Below are 18,273 nucleotides of genomic sequence, written 5' to 3' on the forward strand. Positions count from 1 at the left end.
CGCGTTCAGCGCCCGGCAGGCCGGTCGGCGGGATCGATCCGGATGTCGGGCTCGCCACGCTCCAGCTCCGCCAGAGCGGCGTCCAGCGGATCGATCTCGTCCCGGCTGGCGCGCAAATCGGGCTCCGGCGCCTCCTCATGCTGGTCCGGGCCCGCGTCCTGTCCGTCCGGGTCATGCGGCTGGCCGGTCTCGGACTCGGCGACGGCCGGGGCCTCGGCGTCCGCCGCTTCATAGGTCCCGGCGGCATCGGCCTCGTCCTCGTCGCCGAGGCGCCCGCGGGCGGCGAGAACGGTCGCGCGCAGCTCGTCGACGGAAGCGAAGCGGCGCATCCCGTGCGGCGACTCCGCTTCGACCGACCCGTCGTCGAAGAAGCGGTAGATGACGCCGTTGTGCTCGCCCTCGCTGACGAGGGCGGGTCCGGCCGGTTGCTCCGGAGCCGGCTCGGGCTCGGGCTCGGGTTCGGGTTCGGGTTGGAGCTCGGGCTCGGGTGCAGACTCCGCGACCGACTCGTGATCCTCCGACGAAACGAATGTTTCGGCCGGCGGCGGCGCCTCGATCTCTGCGGTCGGGGTTCCGGAGGCGAAGACAGGCGCGTCCGGAGCCGGGGCTTCGGCTTCATCGGCCGGGGCGGAGGCCGCAGGCGGAGCGACGTTCGCCGCCTCCTCGGGAACGGCCTCCGCCGGACTCTCCGCGACGGCGGCCGCGGCGGAGCGATCCGCCGGTCGCCCTGCCCCCCGGGCCTCGCGACGGGCCCGGGCTCGGGCGAGCCATTCCGGAATCTTCGGCTCCGGCGCAGACGGGGGCGCGCGCTCCGGAGCGGCGGCCTTCCCGGCGGCCGCCATGACCGGAGCAGGCTCGGCGGGCGCCGGCGACGCCGTCTCGGTCGGATCGGCGTGCGGAGCGTCGGCCGAAGGGGTCGCCTGCGCATCGAGATCCGCGGACCTCTCCCCGGCCGTCCGCGCCGCCGGTCGGCCGACATCGGGCGCGGCGGACGACGACGGCTCGGAACCCGCGTCGCCGAAGCGGCGCGCGAAGGCGCCGCCCATGATCGGCGCGGCGATCTTCGGCGCGGCGACCGGCGGGACGGCTTCGGCCTGTTCGGCCTGTTCGGCCTCCTGCGCCTGCTTGAGCTTCAGCCGACGGCGTCGCCGCGCTTCCGCGCGCTCTTCGGGCGTCGGCCGGCGCGGCGCCGGTTCGGGCGACCCTGCGTCCTCGATCGTGGACGCGACCGGCTCGGACGGTCCCGGCGCGGCCTCCGGTTCGGACGGCAGGGGCTCCGGTTCGGGCGCGGGTTCGGGTCGAGGCCGCGCGGGGCGCTGCACCGCGATCGTGGGCGCCGGCCGCCGCATCTCCTGCAGCGCAGGCGCCGGCGCAGGAGGCTCGGCCGGCGGAGCCTCCTGCGGGGCGGGGCCGCGCGAGGCCCGGAGATCGAACCTGGGTTCAGGCGCGGCTCCAGGCCAGGGAGCGTCGGGCGCGGTCGGCTCCGGCGCGGCCGGCTCCGACACGAGGTCCGGCAGCCCACGAAGACCGATCTCTTCGGCGTGGCCGTCCGCCTGGCTCCGGATGGCGGACGAGTCCGGAGCCCGCGTGGGAAGCGGAAGCGGCGCCGCCGCGGCCCGTCCTGCGGCGACCGCGCGCGTCAGTTTCCCAAGCGCCGCGACGACGGCGCCGAGGCCGATCACGAAAGCGCCCGAGCCGGCGAGCCCTGCCGCGATGTCGATCGTGACGAAGGCGTCGCCGGTTAAAAGAAGGAAGCCGCTCCAGGCTATCAGGCCCAATCCAAGCGCATAGAGAACGACGAACATTTGAGACAAACCTCAACTCGGGCGACGGCCCATCGGCGCGCGCGGCCGGGCGGGCTGGGGATCGGCCAAGGCCAGACTGTGTTTTATCGGTTCTGAGCGCCGCGGAACAGCCGCAACGCTCTCATGCTTGTGGGAGACGCCGGGACAAGAGCGCGCGCCTCACTCGCGCGGTCGGCGTTGTCGCGCCTGGGATAGCGGCCTATGTACCGCTGCCATGCTGTCGCCGTGCGAGGCCCTCGTCGGAGCCACGCCGTCGGTCGGCGGCCGCGCCATTCCATCTCGGGAGACTTTCATGTCGTTCACGCTGCCCGAACTGCCTTACGCCTATGACGCGCTGCAGCCCTACATGTCCAAGGAAACCCTCGAGTTTCACCACGACAAGCACCACAACACCTATGTCGAGACCGGCAACAAGCTGCTGGCGGGTTCGGGCCTTGAGGACGCCTCGCTCGAGGAGATCGTGAAGCAGTCGCACGGCAAGAACCAGGCGCTCTTCAACAACGCCGGCCAGCACTACAACCACATCCATTTTTGGCAGTGGATGAAGCCGAACGGCGGGGGCGCCATCCCCGGCGCGCTGGAAGCGAAGATCAAGGAAGACCTCGGCGGCGTCGACAAGTTCAAGGAGGACTTCATCGAGGCCGGCAAAGGCCAGTTCGGTTCCGGCTGGGCTTGGCTCGCCCTGAAGAACGGCAAGCTCGAGGTCATGAAGACGCCGAACGGCGAAAACCCGCTGGTGCACGGCGCGACGCCGATCCTCGGCGTCGACGTGTGGGAGCACTCCTACTACATCGACTACCGCAACAAGCGCCCGGATTACCTCAAGGCCTTCGTCGACAACCTCATCAACTGGGAATATGTCGAGAAGCTCTATTCCGAGGCGAAGTGACGGCGAGCCGCTAAGCCGAGACGGGGCCTGCGGGCCCCGTTTTCACGTCCGTGGAAGGGGACGGGCGCAGCGGGGCAGTCTTCGCTCCTATAAGTAGTGATCCTGACTTTCATCCCTTTTAGGTTGTAGTAGCCTCTCGCCACACTCTTGAGGAGGCGCGGGGATGGCACTGTTCGCGACGAAGCTGGCCCAAAAGGCGGAAACCGAATTCACCGCCTATTCCGGGAAGAAGGAGACGCAGTCTCCGTTGAAGGAGCGCATCGGAACCTATTGGGATTATCTGGGCCGTCCCGAACTCGACGGGGGCGACGCTGACGTTCCCTGGTCCGCCGCCTTCATCTCCTACATGGTCAACATCGCGGGCGCCGCCGCGCAGTTTCCCTACAGCGCCCAGCATTCCGTCTACTTCTACCGCACGATCAACGACAAGCTCATCAAGAAGACCACGCCGTTCTGGGGCTACAAGCCTGGCGATGTGACGGTTGAGCCGGGCGACATCCTCGGCATGAACCGGGAGAGCGCATCCAAGATCGATTACGCATGGGCCGCGCATCACCCCGATTATCCGAGTCACGCCGACATCGTGATCGACGTGCAGGGCGCCGCGATCCACACGATCGGCGGCAATGTCGGGAACCGGGTGGGCCAGAAGATCTTCGAATGGCATGGCGGCAAGCTGCGCAACCAGCACGCGCATACGCAGGAGGCGTTCGTCGTCATTCGCAGCTCGCTGCCCTGACATGACAAGGCCCTGAGCGGGGAGCGGCCCGCGCCCCGTTCAGGGCGCGGACAACACCGCGCGCGCGACCAGCAGGGCGTCGCGGTTGGCGCGAACATCATGCACCCGGAACAGGGTGGCGCCCGCCGCCCAGCCGACGACGGAGGTGGCGACGGTCCCGAACAGCCGTTCTTTCGGCGTCCGCTCGATGATGTGCCCGATCAGCGACTTGCGGGACGCGCCCAGCAGCACCGCGAAGCCCATCGCCGCCAGCGCGTCGATCCGCCGGATCGCGGTCAGGTTCTGCTCCACCGTCTTGCCGAAGCCGACGCCCGGGTCGAGCGCGATGGCGCGCTCGGGAATTCCCGCCTTCAGAGCGATCTCGATCGAGCGGCCGAGAAAACTCTTGATGTCCTCGACGATGTCGAGGCTCGGGTCGACCTCGGTGCGGTGATGCATCACGACGACCGCAGCGCCGTGCTCGGCCGCGACGCGGGCGATATCGGGGTCGCGCTGCAGGCCCCAGACGTCGTTGACGATGGCGGCTCCGGCCTCGAGCGCCGCGGCGGCGACCTTCGCCTTCATGGTGTCGATCGAGATCGCCGTGGGGACCGCGTCCCGCACGGCGCGGATCGCCGGAAGGACTCGGCGGATCTCCTCCTCGGCGTCGACCGGCGCGTAGCCGGGCCGGGTCGATTCGCCGCCGACGTCGATCACGTCGGCGCCCTCCTCCGCCATGATTCGCGCCTGCGCGACGGCGCCCTCCACCGCCGCGAATCGGCCGCCGTCCGAAAAGGAATCCGGCGTGACGTTCAGGATGCCCATCACGCGGGGGCCCCCGGCGCGGTCGAACAGGCGGGCGGCGGCGAAGGGCGCGGTCGCGTCTAGGTCAGGCATGTGATCTCGCGGGTCGACGGTCTGGAATGAAGCGGCGCGGGTCAGGCGGCGGAGCGAAGGCGCCGGCCGAACCCGGCCTGGTCTCCGTTCCAAGCGGGACCGCGCCTCAGTAGGTCATCATCGGCGGCATGGTCTTCGCCTGCTCGATCCACTTGATCACGGTCTTTTCCGAAGGCACGAGTCGCACGAGCTTGCTCCTCGCGTTGAGCTCGGCGAGGGCCCTGGTGAGGTTGGCCGCGTTGCGGTTCTTCAGCTCCCGCACGGTGTCGACCCCCGCGGCTGCGAGCAGCTCGGAATATTCGCCCGCCACGCCCCGGATCCGCATGAGGTCCGCCATGTTCGCGAATTTGAGGATGCGGCGCTCTTCGATCCCGGACGCCGCCGCCAGCGCCTTTCGTCCCCTCGGGTCCTTCGCGCGCGCGAGCAAAGTCGCGGTCGTGCGCACCCCCGCCGCCTTCAGCTTGACCGCGAGCTGCGGCCCCACGCCCTCGATGTCGAGGATCGGATAGCTCATGCCTCGCCTCCTGGCGTCCGAACCCTCGAACGAGCCCCAGGATCTACGCGGGGCGGCGCGCCCGTCGCCGCCGCCGAGGCGGCGGGACGAACGTCAGACGAACGCTTCCAGTCCCGGCACGGCGCCCACGATCCGTCCGGTCGTCTCCTCGCCCACGGTCGCGCGCGAGTGAGCGAGCAGTTCCTTGGTCACCACCTGAACCTCGCCTCCCGACAGACCCACCGCGGTCAAAGCGTGATAGGCCGCCATCGCGCCGAAGCCGGCATAGCCGCCGTTCGCCGCCGCTTCCGCGCGGCCGTCCTCGAGCGCCTTGTCGGCTCCGGGCATGGCGTCGACGAGCTCCTTGACCGCGTCTGCGGGCGCCTCCTTGTCGAGGAACGCCAGGATCGTCTTCACCGCCGCTTCGGCTTTCGCGCGGTCGAGTCCCGCAGCCGACGACAGGCGCGTCACCAGTTCCTCCATCCGCCGAAACCCCTTGTCCGCGCTCTTTGCAAGCGGCGCATACTAGGGACCGAGCCGGCGAACACAAGCGATCCGATCGACGGACGTCGGCTTGGTTCGGCCCGCGCGCCGTGCCACTTTCCCGCCGACGCAAGACCGGCGCGCGGCCCCGCCGCCGACACGACGCCAAGGGAACGCGATGGCCGAGGACGGCAGGATCTTCATCGGCGCGAGCTTCGACGCCAAGGGCGCCAAGGTGAAGGAGGAGCAGCTCGAGCTCCGACTCGCGAACCGCCATGGGCTCGTCACCGGCGCGACCGGCACCGGCAAGACGGTGACGCTCCAGGTCCTCGCCGAAGGTTTCTCCGCCGCCGGCGTGCCCGTATTCGCAGCCGACATCAAAGGCGACCTGTCGGGCGTCGCGGCGATGGGCGAGCCGAAGGATTTCCTGGTCAAACGCGCGACGGAGGTCGGGCTCGACCCTTACGTGAACGCGCAGTTCCCGGCCGTGTTCTGGGACCTGTTCGGCGAGCAGGGGCACCCCATCCGCGCGACCGTCTCGGAGATGGGGCCGCTGCTGCTCGCCCGGCTGATGAACCTCAACGACACCCAGGAGGGCGTGCTCAACATCGTCTTCCGCGTCGCCGACGAGCAGAAGCTGCTGCTGCTCGACCTCAAGGACCTGCAGGCTCTGCTGACCTATGTCGCGGAGAACGCGGCGACGCTGACCACGCAATACGGCAACGTCGCCAAAGCGACGGTGGGCGCGGTCCAGCGGCAGCTGCTCGTGCTCGACACCCAGGGCGGCGACAAGTTCTTCGGCGAGCCGGCGCTTGCGCTCGCCGACATCATGCGGACCGCCCCGGACGGCCGCGGCGTGATCAACATCCTTGCGGCCGACAAGCTCATGTCGAGCCCGCGGCTCTACGCGACCTTCCTGCTGTGGCTGCTCTCCGAACTGTTCGAGGAACTGCCGGAGGTCGGCGATCCCGACAAGCCCAAGCTCGTCTTCTTCTTCGACGAGGCGCACCTGCTGTTCGACGAGGCCCCCAAAGCGCTGGTGGACAAGGTCGAGCAGGTCGTGCGTCTGATCCGCTCCAAGGGCGTCGGCGTCTATTTCGTGACCCAGAACCCGATCGACGTGCCCGAGACGGTCGCCGGTCAGCTTGGCAACCGCGTCCAGCACGCGCTCCGCGCCTACACGCCGCGCGACCAGAAGGCCGTGCGGGCGGCGGCCGAGACCTTCCGGCCGAACCCCAAGCTCAAGACCGAGCAGGTCATCACCGAGCTCGGCGTCGGCGAGGCGCTGGTGTCCATGCTCGAAGGCAAGGGCGCGCCGTCGATCGTCGAGCGCACGCTGATCGCGCCGCCGACCGCCCGCATCGGGCCGCTGACGGTTCCGGAGCGGGCCGGGCTGATGGCGAAGTCGCCGCTCGCCGGCCGCTACGACGTCACGATCGACCGCGAGTCCGCCTATGAGATGCTCGCGAAGAAGGCTCTGGACGCCGCCGTCGTGGAGGCCGACGCCGGCGGCGGAGGCGGCCTCGGAGGGATGTTCGACACGATCTTCGGCGGATCGGGCCGCAGGGGGTCGCTGAACCCCGGCCAGCGCGTCGCCCGCGAGGTGACCCGCACCATCGTCAACCAGACCGCGGGCAACGTGGCGGCCTCCATCGGCAAGTCGATCGCGGGGTCCGTCGGCGGCTCCGTCGGCCGCGCGCTCGTGCGCGGCGTGCTCGGGAGCCTGCTGCGCAGCCGGTGAGACGTTGAAGAGCCCACGTCCACACGCTATCTAGATCGCTACACGGAGCGTGTAGACGATGGCTTTTCATGTTCGAGACCCGGAAACGGATCGGGTCGTGCGACGGCTCGCGGCGCGCAGTGGCGAAAGCCTGACAGCCACGATCAGGCGCGCCTGCGAAGCGGAGCTCGCCAGGATCGACGGTCCTTCCGACCGCGCGCGCCGGCTGGCCGCCATGCAAGCGATCGTCGATGAAATCGCTTCGCATCCGGACACCGGCGCGGTCATCGACAAAGCCTTTTTCGATTCGCTGAACGACGAGTAGTCGCAATGTTCGTCGACGCTTCGGCGCTGTGCGCCATTCTGCTCGACGAGGCGGAGCGCGAGCTGTTCAAACAGCGCATCGTCGACGCGGCGGAGGCGTTCACCTCGCCGATCGCGACCTTCGAAACCGCGCTGGCGTTGCAACGAAGAACCCGGCTGAGCCTGGCGGAGGCCATGCTGCGGATCGATGGGTTTCTAGCGGTCGGTCGCGTCGCCGTCATCGACGTCACCCCCGAGATCGGCCGGCTCGCGCTCGACGCCCGCGCACGCTACGGCAAGGGCACGGGCCATCCGGCGCAGCTCAACATGGGCGACTGCTTCGCCTACGCCTGCGCCCGGGCGCATTGCGCGCCGCTGCTCTACAAGGGCGACGATTTCGTTCATACCGATCTCGCCTGATCGGCTTCGCCCGACCGACGAAAATGGCCTGAACGCGACGGCGCCGGCCAAGCCTGAAGGAACTCCCATGTCCGATCTCGACCGCGCGCTCGCCGCCGCAGACGACGGCCTCGACAAGAGCCTCGAGCGGCTGTTCGGCCTTCTGAAGATCCCGTCGATCTCGACCGACCCGGCCTACAGGAACGGCTGTCGCGAGGCCGCCGACTGGCTGAAGCGCGACCTCGCCGCGCTGGGCTTCGCAGCCGAGCTACGCGAGACGCCCGGCCATCCGATCGTGCTCGCGAAGCAGCCGAAGCCGGGCGGGCTCAACGTGCTGTTCTATGGCCATTACGACGTCCAGCCCGTCGATCCGCTCGACAAATGGGAGACGCCGCCCTTCGAGCCGAGGATCGCGGAGGTCGCGGGCCGGAAGATCATCCTCGGCCGCGGCGCGAGCGACGACAAAGGCCAGGTGATGACCTTCATCGAGGCCTGCCGCGCCTGGAAGGCGGCGACCGGGGACTTGCCGGTCGGCGTCACCCTGCTGATCGAGGGCGAGGAGGAGAGCGGCTCGGTCAACCTCCCGCCCTTCATCGAGGACGCGAAGGCCGAACTCCGCGCCGACGTCGCCCTCGTCTGCGACACCACCATGTGGGCCGAAGGCAAGCCCGCGATTACCTCCTCGCTCCGCGGCCTCATCTATGAGGAGGTGACCGTCAAGGCCGCGAACCGCGACCTGCATTCCGGCATGTATGGCGGCGCGGCGCGGAACCCGCTTCATGTCCTGTCCGCCATCGTGGCGGCTCTGCACGACGACGACGGCCGCGTCACGCTGCCCGGCTTCTACGACGGCGTCGGGGAGACGCCGGAGGACGTGCGGGAGCAATGGCGCGGCCTCGGCCTCGACGCCGACGCCTTCCTCAGCCCGATCGGGCTGTCGCAGCCCGCCGGCGAGCGCGACCGCATGGTCATCGAGCAGATCCAGTCGCGGCCGACCTGCGACGTCAACGGCATGTGGGGCGGCTATATCGGCGCGGGGGCGAAGACGGTCATTCCCGCCGAAGCGCACGCCAAGATCTCCTTCCGGCTCGTCGGCGACCAGGACCCCGCCGCGATCCGCCGGGCCTTCCGCGCCTTCGTCCGCGCGCGCACGCCGGACGACTGCTCCGTCGACTTCATCGGCCACAAGGGCTCGCGCGCGATCCAGCTGCCCTTCGACAGCCCGGCCCTGGTCAAGACCCGCGCGGCGCTCGAAGCGGAATGGGGCGTCGCGCCGGTGACCATCGGCTCCGGCGGCTCGATCCCGGTGGTTGGCGACTTCAAGCGCGTGCTGGGGCTCGACACGCTGCTCGTCGGCTTCGCTCTCGACGACGATCGGATCCACTCGCCCAACGAGAAATACGACCTGGAGAGCTTCCGGAAGGGCGCTCGGTCCTGGATCCGCATCCTCGCCGCGCTCGCGGCCTAGGCGCCGCTACCCGATAATTGATCATACGCTCAATACGCTGGCGGCTTGGTCGCCTGCCGTTGAGTCTCCACGGCCACAGGGTGCACGGCTTCGACTTCCGTCTAACAGCTTCGTGATGCCCCGCGGGTCGCGTTTTCTGAACGTCCGTTCATACTGCATCGCAATACGGGCTCCGTGCGGGACGCCCGTAGCAGGCAATGACGGAGCGAGACCATGGGGATCCATGCATCGCGCGTCGGGCTCATGCTCGGCGTCGTCGGAGCGCTGTGCGCTTCGCAGGCCCGGGCCGCGGACATCCGGACCACGCAGTCGCTGCTGGAAAGCGGCGTGTTCCTCTCTCAGGCCGAGGCGGAGGCCGCGCTCGCGCGTCTGGACGCCGATCGATCGGCGGCCAGGAAGCCGGTCCCGAACGCCCTGACCTATTGGGAGCAAGGCGGCGCAGGCTACGGCCAGGCTGAACGCCGCGGCCGGGCGGGCTATGGCGGCGACGCCAGCCAGTTCCGGATCGGGGCGGACCGCGAGGTCCGCACTGGTCTCGTCCTGGGCGCGGTCGCCGGCGCGGGCTTCGGCAATGTGAGTTCGGGCGACCTCGGCGCGCGCACCTTCTCCCGGCACGTCGACGTCTATTTCAAGTCGAATGCCGGCCCGCTGTTCGCCAAGGGGCTGATCGGCGCCTCGCAGTTCGATTTCAACTCGCTGTCGCTGGGCGCCGACGACGCCCGGTGCCACGGCGACGCGGCGTCCTACGATCTGCGGACGGCGGGACAGGTCGGCGGCGCCTTCGACCTCGGCGCGATCAAGATCACCCCGACCGCGACGCTCGCCCTCCACCGGGCCGCCCTCCCCAGCTTCGACGTCAAAGGCGACAATGGCGGCCTGTCCTTCGCCGCCCGCCGCGCGACGGCCGCCATCGGCACGTTCCGCCTGGCGGGCTCGCGCAGCTTCCGGATCGACGCGACCCACAAGGTGAATGTCGAGGCCTTCATGGGCGCGGACGAGATCGTCGGCTACGACGCGACCCGTCTTCGCGCCGTGGCCGACGGGGCGCGCGTGGCGGCCGCGGCGATGGGATCGCCCACCGGCCGGGGCCTCGTCGGCGGCCTCGGCGTCGGCACGGCGCTCGCCGAGGGCGTCAAGCTCGACGTGCACTACGATTACAGCGAGCGCGACGGCGTGGCGACGCGCGGCGGCCGCGCCCGGCTCGGCGTGTCGTTCTAGGACGGACTGGCGAGCAGCCCGCCCAGACTGTCCAGAACCCGCTCGGGCGGTAGGTCGGCGTACTCGTCTGGCGCCCCGGCGCGGTTTATCCAGACCGTTCGGAAGCCGAATGCCGCGGCGCCGGCGACGTCCCAGCGGTTCGAGGACTGGAACGAAACCTCGTGCGGCGCAGCGCCGAAGCGCTCGCCCACGAGCGCATAGGCGCGCGGATCGGTCTTGAAGAGCCTGAGCGGATCGACCGACAGCGCGGCGTCGAGCAACGGAGCGAGCCCCGCAGCCGAGATCGCCGCATCGAGCATGTCCGGCGATCCGTTCGACAGGATCGCGGTTTTCGCCCCGCGCGCCCTCAGCGCGGTCAGCACGCCGACGACCTCGGGATAGGCCGCGAGTTCGAGATAGGCGTCGAGCAGCAGAACGCGCAGCTCCGGTGCGAGGCCGCCGACCCTGGCCGCGGCGACGTCGAGCGCCTCTTCGGTCAGCGCCCAGAAATCGCGATAGCGGCCCATCAGCGTCCGCGTCCAGGCATATTCGAGCTGCTTCGTGCGCCATGTCTCGGACAGGACGTCAGCCGTCGGCCCGACGGCGCCGCGATGGCGCGCCACCGCGGAATGGACGTCGAACAGCGTGCCGTAGGCGTCGAACACATAAACGGAATAGAGCGGGTCCGTCGCCATCGCCTCGCCTTTCCTGCAGCTCTTGTCGCCCCGACCACCGGCGCCGTTTTGCCGTCCCTAGTTCCAAGGTTGATAATGGCGCGACAGGGGCGGTGTGGCACTTTCGCGCCGCAGCATTATCGAGAGACGCATGACGACCGAGCCGACCACGCGCGCCACCGCCTTCGCCGCCGAGTTTCCGGCGAGCGAGGAGGAGTGGCGCAAGGCCGCCGATGCCGCCCTGAAAGGACGCCCGCTCGACCGTGCGCTCGGCCGCAGTACGATTGACGGCGTGCCGGTCGACGCGATCGCGCCCCGGGTGGAGGCGAAGCCGATCGCAGGCCGCCCAGCGGGCGCGCCGTGGATCGCGATGACGCGGATCGACCTCCCCGACGCCAAGGCCGCGAACGCCCAGGCGCTTGAAGATCTCAACAACGGCGCCTCCGGGCTGTCGCTGGTCTTCGCGCCGCCGGGCGGCGGCGACGGCCTCGTCGCCGACACGGTGGAGCGCCTCGACGCGGCTCTCGCAGGCGTGCTGCTCGACCTCGCGCCGATCCATCTCGACGTCGCGCCCTTCGAGGGCCGTGCGACCGCCGCGCTGGTCGCGGCGCTGGTCGAGAAGCGCGGCCTCGACCCCGCGTCGACAACCGTGCTGTTCGGCGCGGATCTCATCCGCAACCTGATCCGCACCGGCGCCCTGCCGAACCCGTGGCCTGAGATGCGCGCCCGCTTCGCGGGAACGGTGAAGGCGCTTCGCGCCCGGGGCTTCGTCAGCCCGGTCGCCATGCTCGACATGCGAGTCGCGCATTCGGTGGGCGCGAGCGAAGCGCAGGAGCTCGGGACGGCGCTCGCCTCCGCCACCGAACATGTCCGGGCGCTCCTGGACAACGGCGTCGACCTCGACACGGCCGCCGACGCCATGGCCTTCGCCTTCGCCTGCGACGCCGACCAGTTCGCCTCGATCGCCAAGCTGCGCGCGTTCCGCCTGCTGTGGGCGGCCTGGCGACGCGAAGCCGGGCTTCGCGAGAAGGCCGTCCATGTCCACGCCGAAACCTCGCGGCGGATGATGACGCGGCGCGACCCCCAGACGAACATGGTCCGCACTGCGATCGCGGCCTTCGCGGCCGGCGTCGGGGGCGCCGATTCGGTCACGGTGCTGCCCTACACATTCGCGCTCGACGGCGCCGACGCCGACGCCCGCAGGCTCGCCCGCAACACGCAGGCCATGGTGATCGAGGAATCGAACGCCCACCGCGTGGCCGATCCGGCGGCGGGCGCCGGCGCGATCGAGGCGCTCACGGAGCGCTTCGCCGAGGCCGGCTGGAGCGCGTTCCGCGCGATCGAGCGGAGCGGCGGCCTGCACCCAGCCGTCATGGGCGGCGCCTGGCAGGCGGGGATCTCCGAGACGCGGAAGGCGCGCGCCGCCTTGGTCGCGACGCGCCAGACGCCGATCGTGGGGGTGAGCGAATTTCCGCAGGGGTCGGAGCAGCCGATGTCGATCAAGCGGCCGGCCGCCCCCCCGCCCGCACCGGCCACCCAGCCCCTCGGCGAGGACCTCGGCGACGGGCCGGCGGATTTCGAACGGATCGTCTCGGCCCTGCTCGCCGGCGCCTCGTTCGCCGACATCCGGGCGGCGATGCGGCTGGCGCCGTCTGCGGCCTCCGTCGCGCTCGACCTCGATCGATCGGCCGAGAGCTTCGAGGCGCTGTGGGCCGCGAACGGCGCGGACGAAGCGAGGGCGTTCCTCGCTTTGATCGGCCCCGTCGCGCGCCACGCCGCCCGCGCGGGCTTCGTCCGCAACCTGCTGGCGGCGGGCGGCCTCGGCGCGATCGAGGGACCGGCGGGCGCCGACGCCGAGACGACCGCCGCGGCCTTCGCCGACAGCGGCGCCGGGCTCGCCATCGTCTGCGGGGCCGATGACGGCTATGCTGCCGACGGCGAGGCCGTCGTCGCGGCGTTGAAGGCGCGCGGCGCGACGGTCTGGCTCGCCGGCCGGCCGAAGGACGGCGCCGAGGCCCTGGAGGCCGCCGGCGTGTCGCGCTTCGTCACAGCCGGCGACGACGCCCTCGCGACGCTGCAGGAGGCGGGACCGCTCGCCCGCCAGACCGCCGCGCGCGCAGCAGGAGGCGCATCATGACCGCCCGTCTGCCCCATTTCGCAGCCATCGACTGGCGCCGGCCGGACCTCGCTCCGCCCCCGCTCGGCGCCGAGGCCTGGACGACGCCCGAGGGCGTCGTGGCGCCTCCGATCTACGGCGCATCCGATCTCGCCGGGCTCGAGGGCCTCGACAGCTGGCCCGGCCTGCCGCCTTACATCCGCGGCCCCTACCCCACCATGTACACGTCGCAGCCCTGGACGATCCGGCAATATGCCGGCTTCTCCACGGCCGAGGATTCGAACGCCTTCTACCGCGCGAATCTCGCGGCCGGGCAGACGGGCGTGTCGGTCGCCTTCGACCTCGCGACCCACCGCGGCTACGACAGCGACCATCCGCGCGTCGCCGGCGACGTCGGCATGGCCGGCGTCGCGATCGATTCGATCTACGACATGCGGACGCTGTTCGACGGCATCCCGCTCGACAAGATGACCGTGTCGATGACGATGAATGGCGCGGTGCTGCCGGTGCTTGCGCTGTTCGTGGTGGCCGCCGAGGAGCAGGGCGTGCCGCAGGCGGGCCTCGCCGGGACCATCCAGAACGACATCCTCAAGGAGTTCATGGTCCGCAACACCTACATCTACCCGCCGCAGCCCTCGATGCGGATCGTCTCGGACATCTTCGCCCACGCCTCCGCGCACATGCCGAAGTTCAACTCGATCTCGATCTCCGGCTACCACATGCAGGAGGCCGGAGCGACGGCGGACCTCGAGCTCGCCTACACGCTCGCCGACGGCGCGGAATATGTCCGCGCCGGCATGGCGGCGGGCCTCGACATCGACCGCTTCGCGCCGCGCCTGTCGTTCTTCTGGGCGATCGGCATGAACGTGTTCATGGAGATCGCCAAGATGCGGGCCGCGCGCCTGATCTGGACGAAACTCATGACCGATCTCGGGGCGAAGAACCCGAAATCGCTGCCTTTGCGCACGCACTGCCAGACCAGCGGCTGGTCGCTCACCGCGCAGGACGTCTACAACAACGTCACCCGCACGACGCTCGAGGCCATCGCCGCGACTCAAGGCGGGACCCAGTCGCTGCACACCAACTCCTTCGACGAAGCGCTGGCGCTCCCAACGGATTTTTCGGCCCGCATCGCCCGCAACACCCAGCTGGTGCTTCAGATGGAGAGCGGCACCACGCGCTTCATCGACCCGTGGGGCGGCTCGGCCTATGTCGAGAAGCTGACGCACGACCTCGCCGCCAAGGCGCTCGAGCACATCGCCGAGATCGACCGGCTGGGCGGGATGGCGAAGGCGATCGAGGCCGGCGTGCCGAAGCTGCGCATCGAGGAGGCGGCGGCGACCACGCAGGCCCGCATCGACTCGGGCGATCAGACGGTGGTCGGGGTCAACAAGTACAAGGTGCTGAAGAACGAGACGCTCGACGTCCGCCAGATCAAGAACGCGGAAGTGCGCGCCGCGCAGGAAGCCAAGCTGAAGCGGCTTCGCGAGGAGCGCGACCAGACGGCGGTTGACGCTGCCCTGAAGGCGCTCGAGGACGGCGCGCGCGGGACCGGCAACCTGCTCGCCCTCTCGATCGAGGCGGGCCGCGCGAAAGCGACCGTCGGCGAGATCACGCTCGCGATGGAGAAGGTGTTCGGCCGGCATCGCGCCGAGATCCGCTCGATCTCCGGTGTCTACAAGCGAGAGGCCAAGGCCATGGGCGCGATCGACGACGTGCTGAAGCTGGTGGCGGAGTTCGAGCGGGCGGACGGGCGCCGCCCGCGCATCCTGGTCGCGAAGGTCGGCCAGGACGGGCACGACCGCGGCCAGAAGATCATCGCCTCCGCCTTCGCCGATCTCGGCTTCGACGTCGACATCGGCCCGCTGTTCGCGACGCCGGAAGAGGCCGCGCGGCAGGCGATCGAGAACGACGTCCACATCGTCGGCATCTCGACCATGACCGCCGGGCACCTCACGCTGGTTCCCGCGCTCCGCGACGCGCTGAAAGCCGAGGGCCGCGGCGACATCATGATCGTCGCCGGCGGCGTGATCCCCCCGGTCGACTATCCCGCGCTCAAGGAGGCGGGCGCCAGCCTGATCTTCCCGCCCGGCACGGTGGTCGCGAACGCCGCGAAGGAGCTTGTCGGCATGCTCAACGAGCGTCTCGGCTACACCAAGGCGCAGGCTGCGGAATGACGGACGAGCGCACCGAAAACACGCCCGAGGAGCCGGACCCGCAGCTGGTCGAGGCCTTCGCCAAGCAGTTGTTCCGACAGGAAAACCCGCCGCATCTTCTGTGGGACGCCGCGTTGTTCGAACGCGCGGGGCGATCCCTCGACGGCATGGAGATCGCCGACGAAGCGGTCAAGGACGACTGCCGCCGCCGCGCCCACGCCGCCCTGCTCGAGGCCGCGGCCGCGGCCGCGGGCTCCTGAGCCTCTTTTCGTGCGGGCTGGAAACGTCCGGCGTCAGACGCCTAGACGACGCCGCAGCCCCAGCAGGCGGCCCGCGCCCATGGCGCGGCCGAAGCTCGCCTGAGCGGCGCCTGAAAACGCCGTCGCGCGTCCACGGAGCACCAGCGCATGGTCCCCGGTGAGACGGCCCCAGAGCTGCAGCGCGCCGCCCCGGATTTGGCGGTACAGGCCTTCGATCCGATCCGCGTTCATGCCGCTCTCCTGCGCAAAGTCACGGAGCGAAACATTCCGTAACGTTTGTATGCCGCAGGAACGCTGAACGTGAGATGACAGTTCGCCTGCTCCGCGGAATATTTTGAAGCGCGGTGAATTCTTTCCGCGCGTGTCGTCCGCCTTTCGGCGGCGTCGCTCGCCCTTGCGCGACCTGATAGCCTCCTCGACCTGCGCAAACGCGAGTCTCCCTCCTGCCGTCAGCACCGCCTCCCCCGATCGACGTGCCCGCCTTCGCCGACCGCGTCCGCAGCGGCGATCGGGCGGCCCTGGCGCGCGCCATCACCTTTGCGGAATCGCGTCGCGCCGACCACCAGGCCGCCGCCCGCGCGCTGATTCAGGAACTGCTGGACGAGACGGGCAAGGCGATCCGCGTCGGCGTCACCGGTGTGCCCGGCGTCGGCAAGTCGACCACCATCGACGCGCTGGGAAGCCGGCTCACGGCGGAGGGTCACAAGGTCGCCGTGCTCGCGGTCGACCCCTCCTCGAAGCGAACCGGCGGCTCGATCCTCGGCGACAAGACGCGGATGGCGCGGCTGTCGATGGACCGGGCGGCCTATATCCGCCCCTCGCCGTCCGCCGGCACGCTCGGCGGCGTCGCCTCCAAGACGCGCGAGACCATGCTGCTGGTCGAGGCCGCAGGCTTCGACGTCATCCTGGTCGAGACGGTCGGCATCGGGCAGTCCGAGATCACCGTCGCCGACATGACGGACGTGTTCGTCGTGCTGATGCTGCCGGGCGCCGGCGACGAACTTCAGGGGATCAAGAAGGGCGTGCTGGAGATCGCCGACATCATCGCGGTCAACAAGGCCGACGGCGACGGCGAGCGCCGCGCGCAGGACGCCGCGGGGGACTACCGCGCGGCGCTCAGGATCCTGTCGGCGCAGGGCGGGGCCTGGACCCCCGAAGTGCTGACCATCTCCGGTCGTGACGACGTGCGGCTCGACACGTTGTGGGAGCGGATCGTGGCGTGCCGCGCGGCGCGGGAACGCGCCGGCGAGTTCGCCGAACGGCGCGCGAAGCAGCAGGTGCGCTGGATGTGGGACATGGTCGAGGCCCGCTTCCGCGATCGGCTGGCCGGACATCCCGAGCTTGCCGGGCGGGTGCCCGAACTGGAGCGGGACGTCGCCGGCGGCGCGCTTGCGCCGACGCTCGCAGCCGACGAAATCGCAAAGGTCCTCGGCTTTTAGAAGGTGCGCCGGGGTGGCCTCGTACCCCGCGATCTGCGATCATGACTTCCTGGCGCAAACGAATTGTGAGCGAGAGAACAGTGGCGCCGGACCTGTCCATGTGATCTGTAGCGCTCAACGTCCCGCTCCGCACCACGGTCGAGGCCGCACGCAACCCCCGGTCGACCGCGCCCCCAGCGATCGCCCACGGCACTCGAGGAACGGCTTTTGATGGCGGCGGAGAAATCCAGTTCGGCAGCAGCTCAGGCGGCCAACCGCATGAGGCGCGCGCTGCTCGACTATCAGCGTCCGAACGTGGCGCGCAGCATCTATGAACTCGCTCTGACGGCGGCGCTGTTTGCCGCCGCCTGGGCCGCGATGTGGTTCGCTCACAGCGCCGGCCACGACTGGCTGCTCGTCATCCTGGTCGTCCCGGCGGCCGGCTTCCTGCTGCGGCTGTTCTCGATCCAGCACGATTGCGGCCATGGTTCGCTGTTCGCGAACCGCGCCGCGAACGACTGGATCGGCCGCGCCATCGGCGTTCTCACTTTGACGCCCTATGATTGCTGGCGGCGGAGCCACGCGGTCCATCACGCGACCTCGGGCGATCTCGATCATCGCGGCGTCGGCGACATCGACACGCTGACGGTCGCGGAATATCGCGGCCGCACCCGCTGGGGCCGGCTGCGCTATCGCCTCTACCGCAACCCGGTGGTGATGTTTGGCCTCGGGCCGGCCTATGTCTTCATCCTGCAGAGCCGCCTGCCGATCGGGCTCATGGGAAAGGGCTGGACCCCTTGGCTGAGCACGATGGCGACCAACGCCGCGATTGCGCTCGTGGTCGGCGTGATGATCTGGGCGGTCGGCCTCGGCGCGTTCCTGCTGGTCCACCTGCCCGTGGTCGTGATCGCGGGCGGATTGGGGGTCTGGCTGTTCTTCGTCCAGCACCAGTTCGAGGAGACGCATTGGAGCAGCGGCCGTGAGTGGAACGCGCTCGAGGCCGCGCTGCACGGCAGCTCGCATTACGATCTGCCGCCCGTCCTAACGTGGTTCACCGCCAATATCGGCGTGCATCACGTCCATCACCTGTCGAGCCGAATTCCGTTCTACCGGCTGCCGGAAGTGCTCCGCGACCATCCGGAGCTGCGCGAGATCGGCCGGCTGACGCTGCTGCAGAGCCTGAAATGCGCTCCGCTCGCGCTGTGGGACGAGGCCGGACGGCGTCTGATCAGCTTCCGTCAGTTCAGCCGCGACCCGGCCTTCGCCGCGGCCTGAAC

Annotated in this window: 18 protein-coding genes; 12 read left to right on the forward strand and 6 right to left on the reverse strand. The window is 70.0% G+C overall.

The genetic code is table 11. The features are described from left to right. Positions 1-5: 5 nt before the first annotated feature. Complete coding sequence (locus ACO2RJ_RS08485; protein ID WP_423267555.1) at positions 6-1,805, reverse strand: hypothetical protein; 1,800 nt, start codon at positions 1,803-1,805, stop codon at positions 6-8. Positions 1,806-2,097: 292 nt separating this feature from the next. On the opposite strand from ACO2RJ_RS08485, the gene ACO2RJ_RS08490 reads away from it, so the two are divergent. Together ACO2RJ_RS08490 and ACO2RJ_RS08495 are read left to right on the forward strand one after the other, a co-directional pair. After that, positions 2,098-2,694 (forward strand): superoxide dismutase, encoded by a 597-nt coding sequence (locus ACO2RJ_RS08490; RefSeq protein WP_423267556.1) that lies wholly within the window; start codon positions 2,098-2,100, stop codon positions 2,692-2,694. Between the two features lie 163 nt (positions 2,695-2,857). Beyond that, on the forward strand, positions 2,858-3,433 hold the full coding sequence (locus tag ACO2RJ_RS08495) for a DUF2272 domain-containing protein (protein ID WP_423267557.1): 576 nt from the start codon (positions 2,858-2,860) through the stop codon (positions 3,431-3,433). Positions 3,434-3,472: 39 nt separating this feature from the next. Here the strand turns inward: ACO2RJ_RS08495 and folP are convergent, their stop codons facing one another. The 3 genes from folP to ACO2RJ_RS08510 form a co-directional block, all read right to left on the reverse strand. Continuing rightward, positions 3,473-4,309: a dihydropteroate synthase gene (gene folP / locus ACO2RJ_RS08500; RefSeq protein WP_423267558.1), complete on the reverse strand. Its 837-nt coding sequence runs from the start codon at positions 4,307-4,309 to the stop codon at positions 3,473-3,475. A gap of 106 nt (positions 4,310-4,415) precedes the next feature. Then, on the reverse strand, positions 4,416-4,823 hold the full coding sequence (locus ACO2RJ_RS08505) for a DUF4332 domain-containing protein (RefSeq protein ID WP_423267559.1): 408 nt from the start codon (positions 4,821-4,823) through the stop codon (positions 4,416-4,418). A 93-nt stretch (positions 4,824-4,916) separates the two neighbouring features. Further along, positions 4,917-5,273: a hypothetical protein gene (locus ACO2RJ_RS08510; RefSeq protein ID WP_423267560.1), complete on the reverse strand. Its 357-nt coding sequence runs from the start codon at positions 5,271-5,273 to the stop codon at positions 4,917-4,919. 190 nt (positions 5,274-5,463) lie between these two features. Between ACO2RJ_RS08510 and ACO2RJ_RS08515 the strand changes: the two genes are divergently transcribed. From ACO2RJ_RS08515 to ACO2RJ_RS08535, 5 genes are all read left to right on the forward strand, one after another. Further along, on the forward strand, positions 5,464-7,026 hold the full coding sequence (locus tag ACO2RJ_RS08515; RefSeq protein WP_423267561.1) for a helicase HerA-like domain-containing protein: 1,563 nt from the start codon (positions 5,464-5,466) through the stop codon (positions 7,024-7,026). 58 nt (positions 7,027-7,084) lie between these two features. Then, positions 7,085-7,330: a type II toxin-antitoxin system VapB family antitoxin gene (locus tag ACO2RJ_RS08520; protein ID WP_423267562.1), complete on the forward strand. Its 246-nt coding sequence runs from the start codon at positions 7,085-7,087 to the stop codon at positions 7,328-7,330. A gap of 5 nt (positions 7,331-7,335) precedes the next feature. Next, on the forward strand, positions 7,336-7,728 hold the full coding sequence (locus ACO2RJ_RS08525) for a type II toxin-antitoxin system VapC family toxin (RefSeq protein ID WP_423267563.1): 393 nt from the start codon (positions 7,336-7,338) through the stop codon (positions 7,726-7,728). Between the two features lie 67 nt (positions 7,729-7,795). Beyond that, the gene (locus tag ACO2RJ_RS08530) at positions 7,796-9,175 is read left to right on the forward strand and encodes a dipeptidase (RefSeq protein ID WP_423267564.1); all 1,380 of its coding nucleotides are present in this window, start codon (positions 7,796-7,798) and stop codon (positions 9,173-9,175) included. A 213-nt stretch (positions 9,176-9,388) separates the two neighbouring features. Next, entirely contained in the window at positions 9,389-10,393 is a 1,005-nt protein-coding gene (locus ACO2RJ_RS08535) for an autotransporter outer membrane beta-barrel domain-containing protein (RefSeq protein ID WP_423267565.1), read from the forward strand. Here the strand turns inward: ACO2RJ_RS08535 and ACO2RJ_RS08540 are convergent. Further along, entirely contained in the window at positions 10,390-11,067 is a 678-nt protein-coding gene (locus ACO2RJ_RS08540; RefSeq protein ID WP_423267566.1) for a haloacid dehalogenase type II, read from the reverse strand. The two genes, ACO2RJ_RS08535 and ACO2RJ_RS08540, sit on opposite strands and share 4 nt — an antisense overlap. A gap of 130 nt (positions 11,068-11,197) precedes the next feature. Here ACO2RJ_RS08540 and ACO2RJ_RS08545 point away from each other — a divergent pair, with 130 nt between their 5' ends. Genes ACO2RJ_RS08545 through ACO2RJ_RS08555 form a run of 3 tightly spaced genes read left to right on the forward strand, consistent with a single transcriptional unit; the run spans position 11,198 to position 15,578 of the window. Next, positions 11,198-13,183: a methylmalonyl-CoA mutase family protein gene (locus tag ACO2RJ_RS08545; protein WP_423267567.1), complete on the forward strand. Its 1,986-nt coding sequence runs from the start codon at positions 11,198-11,200 to the stop codon at positions 13,181-13,183. Beyond that, positions 13,180-15,339, forward strand: coding sequence for a methylmalonyl-CoA mutase (gene scpA, locus ACO2RJ_RS08550; protein ID WP_423267568.1), 2,160 nt, complete (start codon positions 13,180-13,182; stop codon positions 15,337-15,339). The genes ACO2RJ_RS08545 and scpA overlap by 4 nt, the downstream gene beginning before the upstream one ends. Continuing rightward, a complete protein-coding gene (locus tag ACO2RJ_RS08555; RefSeq protein WP_423267569.1) occupies positions 15,336-15,578 on the forward strand; it encodes a hypothetical protein in 243 nt (80 codons plus the stop codon). The genes scpA and ACO2RJ_RS08555 overlap by 4 nt, the downstream gene beginning before the upstream one ends. 33 nt (positions 15,579-15,611) lie before the next feature. Here ACO2RJ_RS08555 and ACO2RJ_RS08560 read toward each other — a convergent pair whose 3' ends face one another. Continuing rightward, positions 15,612-15,809 (reverse strand): CsbD family protein, encoded by a 198-nt coding sequence (locus tag ACO2RJ_RS08560; RefSeq protein WP_423267570.1) that lies wholly within the window; start codon positions 15,807-15,809, stop codon positions 15,612-15,614. 236 nt (positions 15,810-16,045) lie between these two features. Between ACO2RJ_RS08560 and meaB the strand changes: the two genes are divergently transcribed. After that, a complete protein-coding gene (gene meaB / locus ACO2RJ_RS08565) occupies positions 16,046-17,017 on the forward strand; it encodes a methylmalonyl Co-A mutase-associated GTPase MeaB (protein WP_423268942.1) in 972 nt (323 codons plus the stop codon). Positions 17,018-17,275: 258 nt separating this feature from the next. Further along, a complete protein-coding gene (locus tag ACO2RJ_RS08570) occupies positions 17,276-18,271 on the forward strand; it encodes a fatty acid desaturase (RefSeq protein WP_423267571.1) in 996 nt (331 codons plus the stop codon). Positions 18,272-18,273: the final 2 nt, after the last annotated feature.

Origin of the sequence: Hansschlegelia sp. KR7-227 (genome assembly GCF_049446035.1) — a bacterium.
Lineage (GTDB): Bacteria > Pseudomonadota > Alphaproteobacteria > Rhizobiales > Methylopilaceae > Methylopila.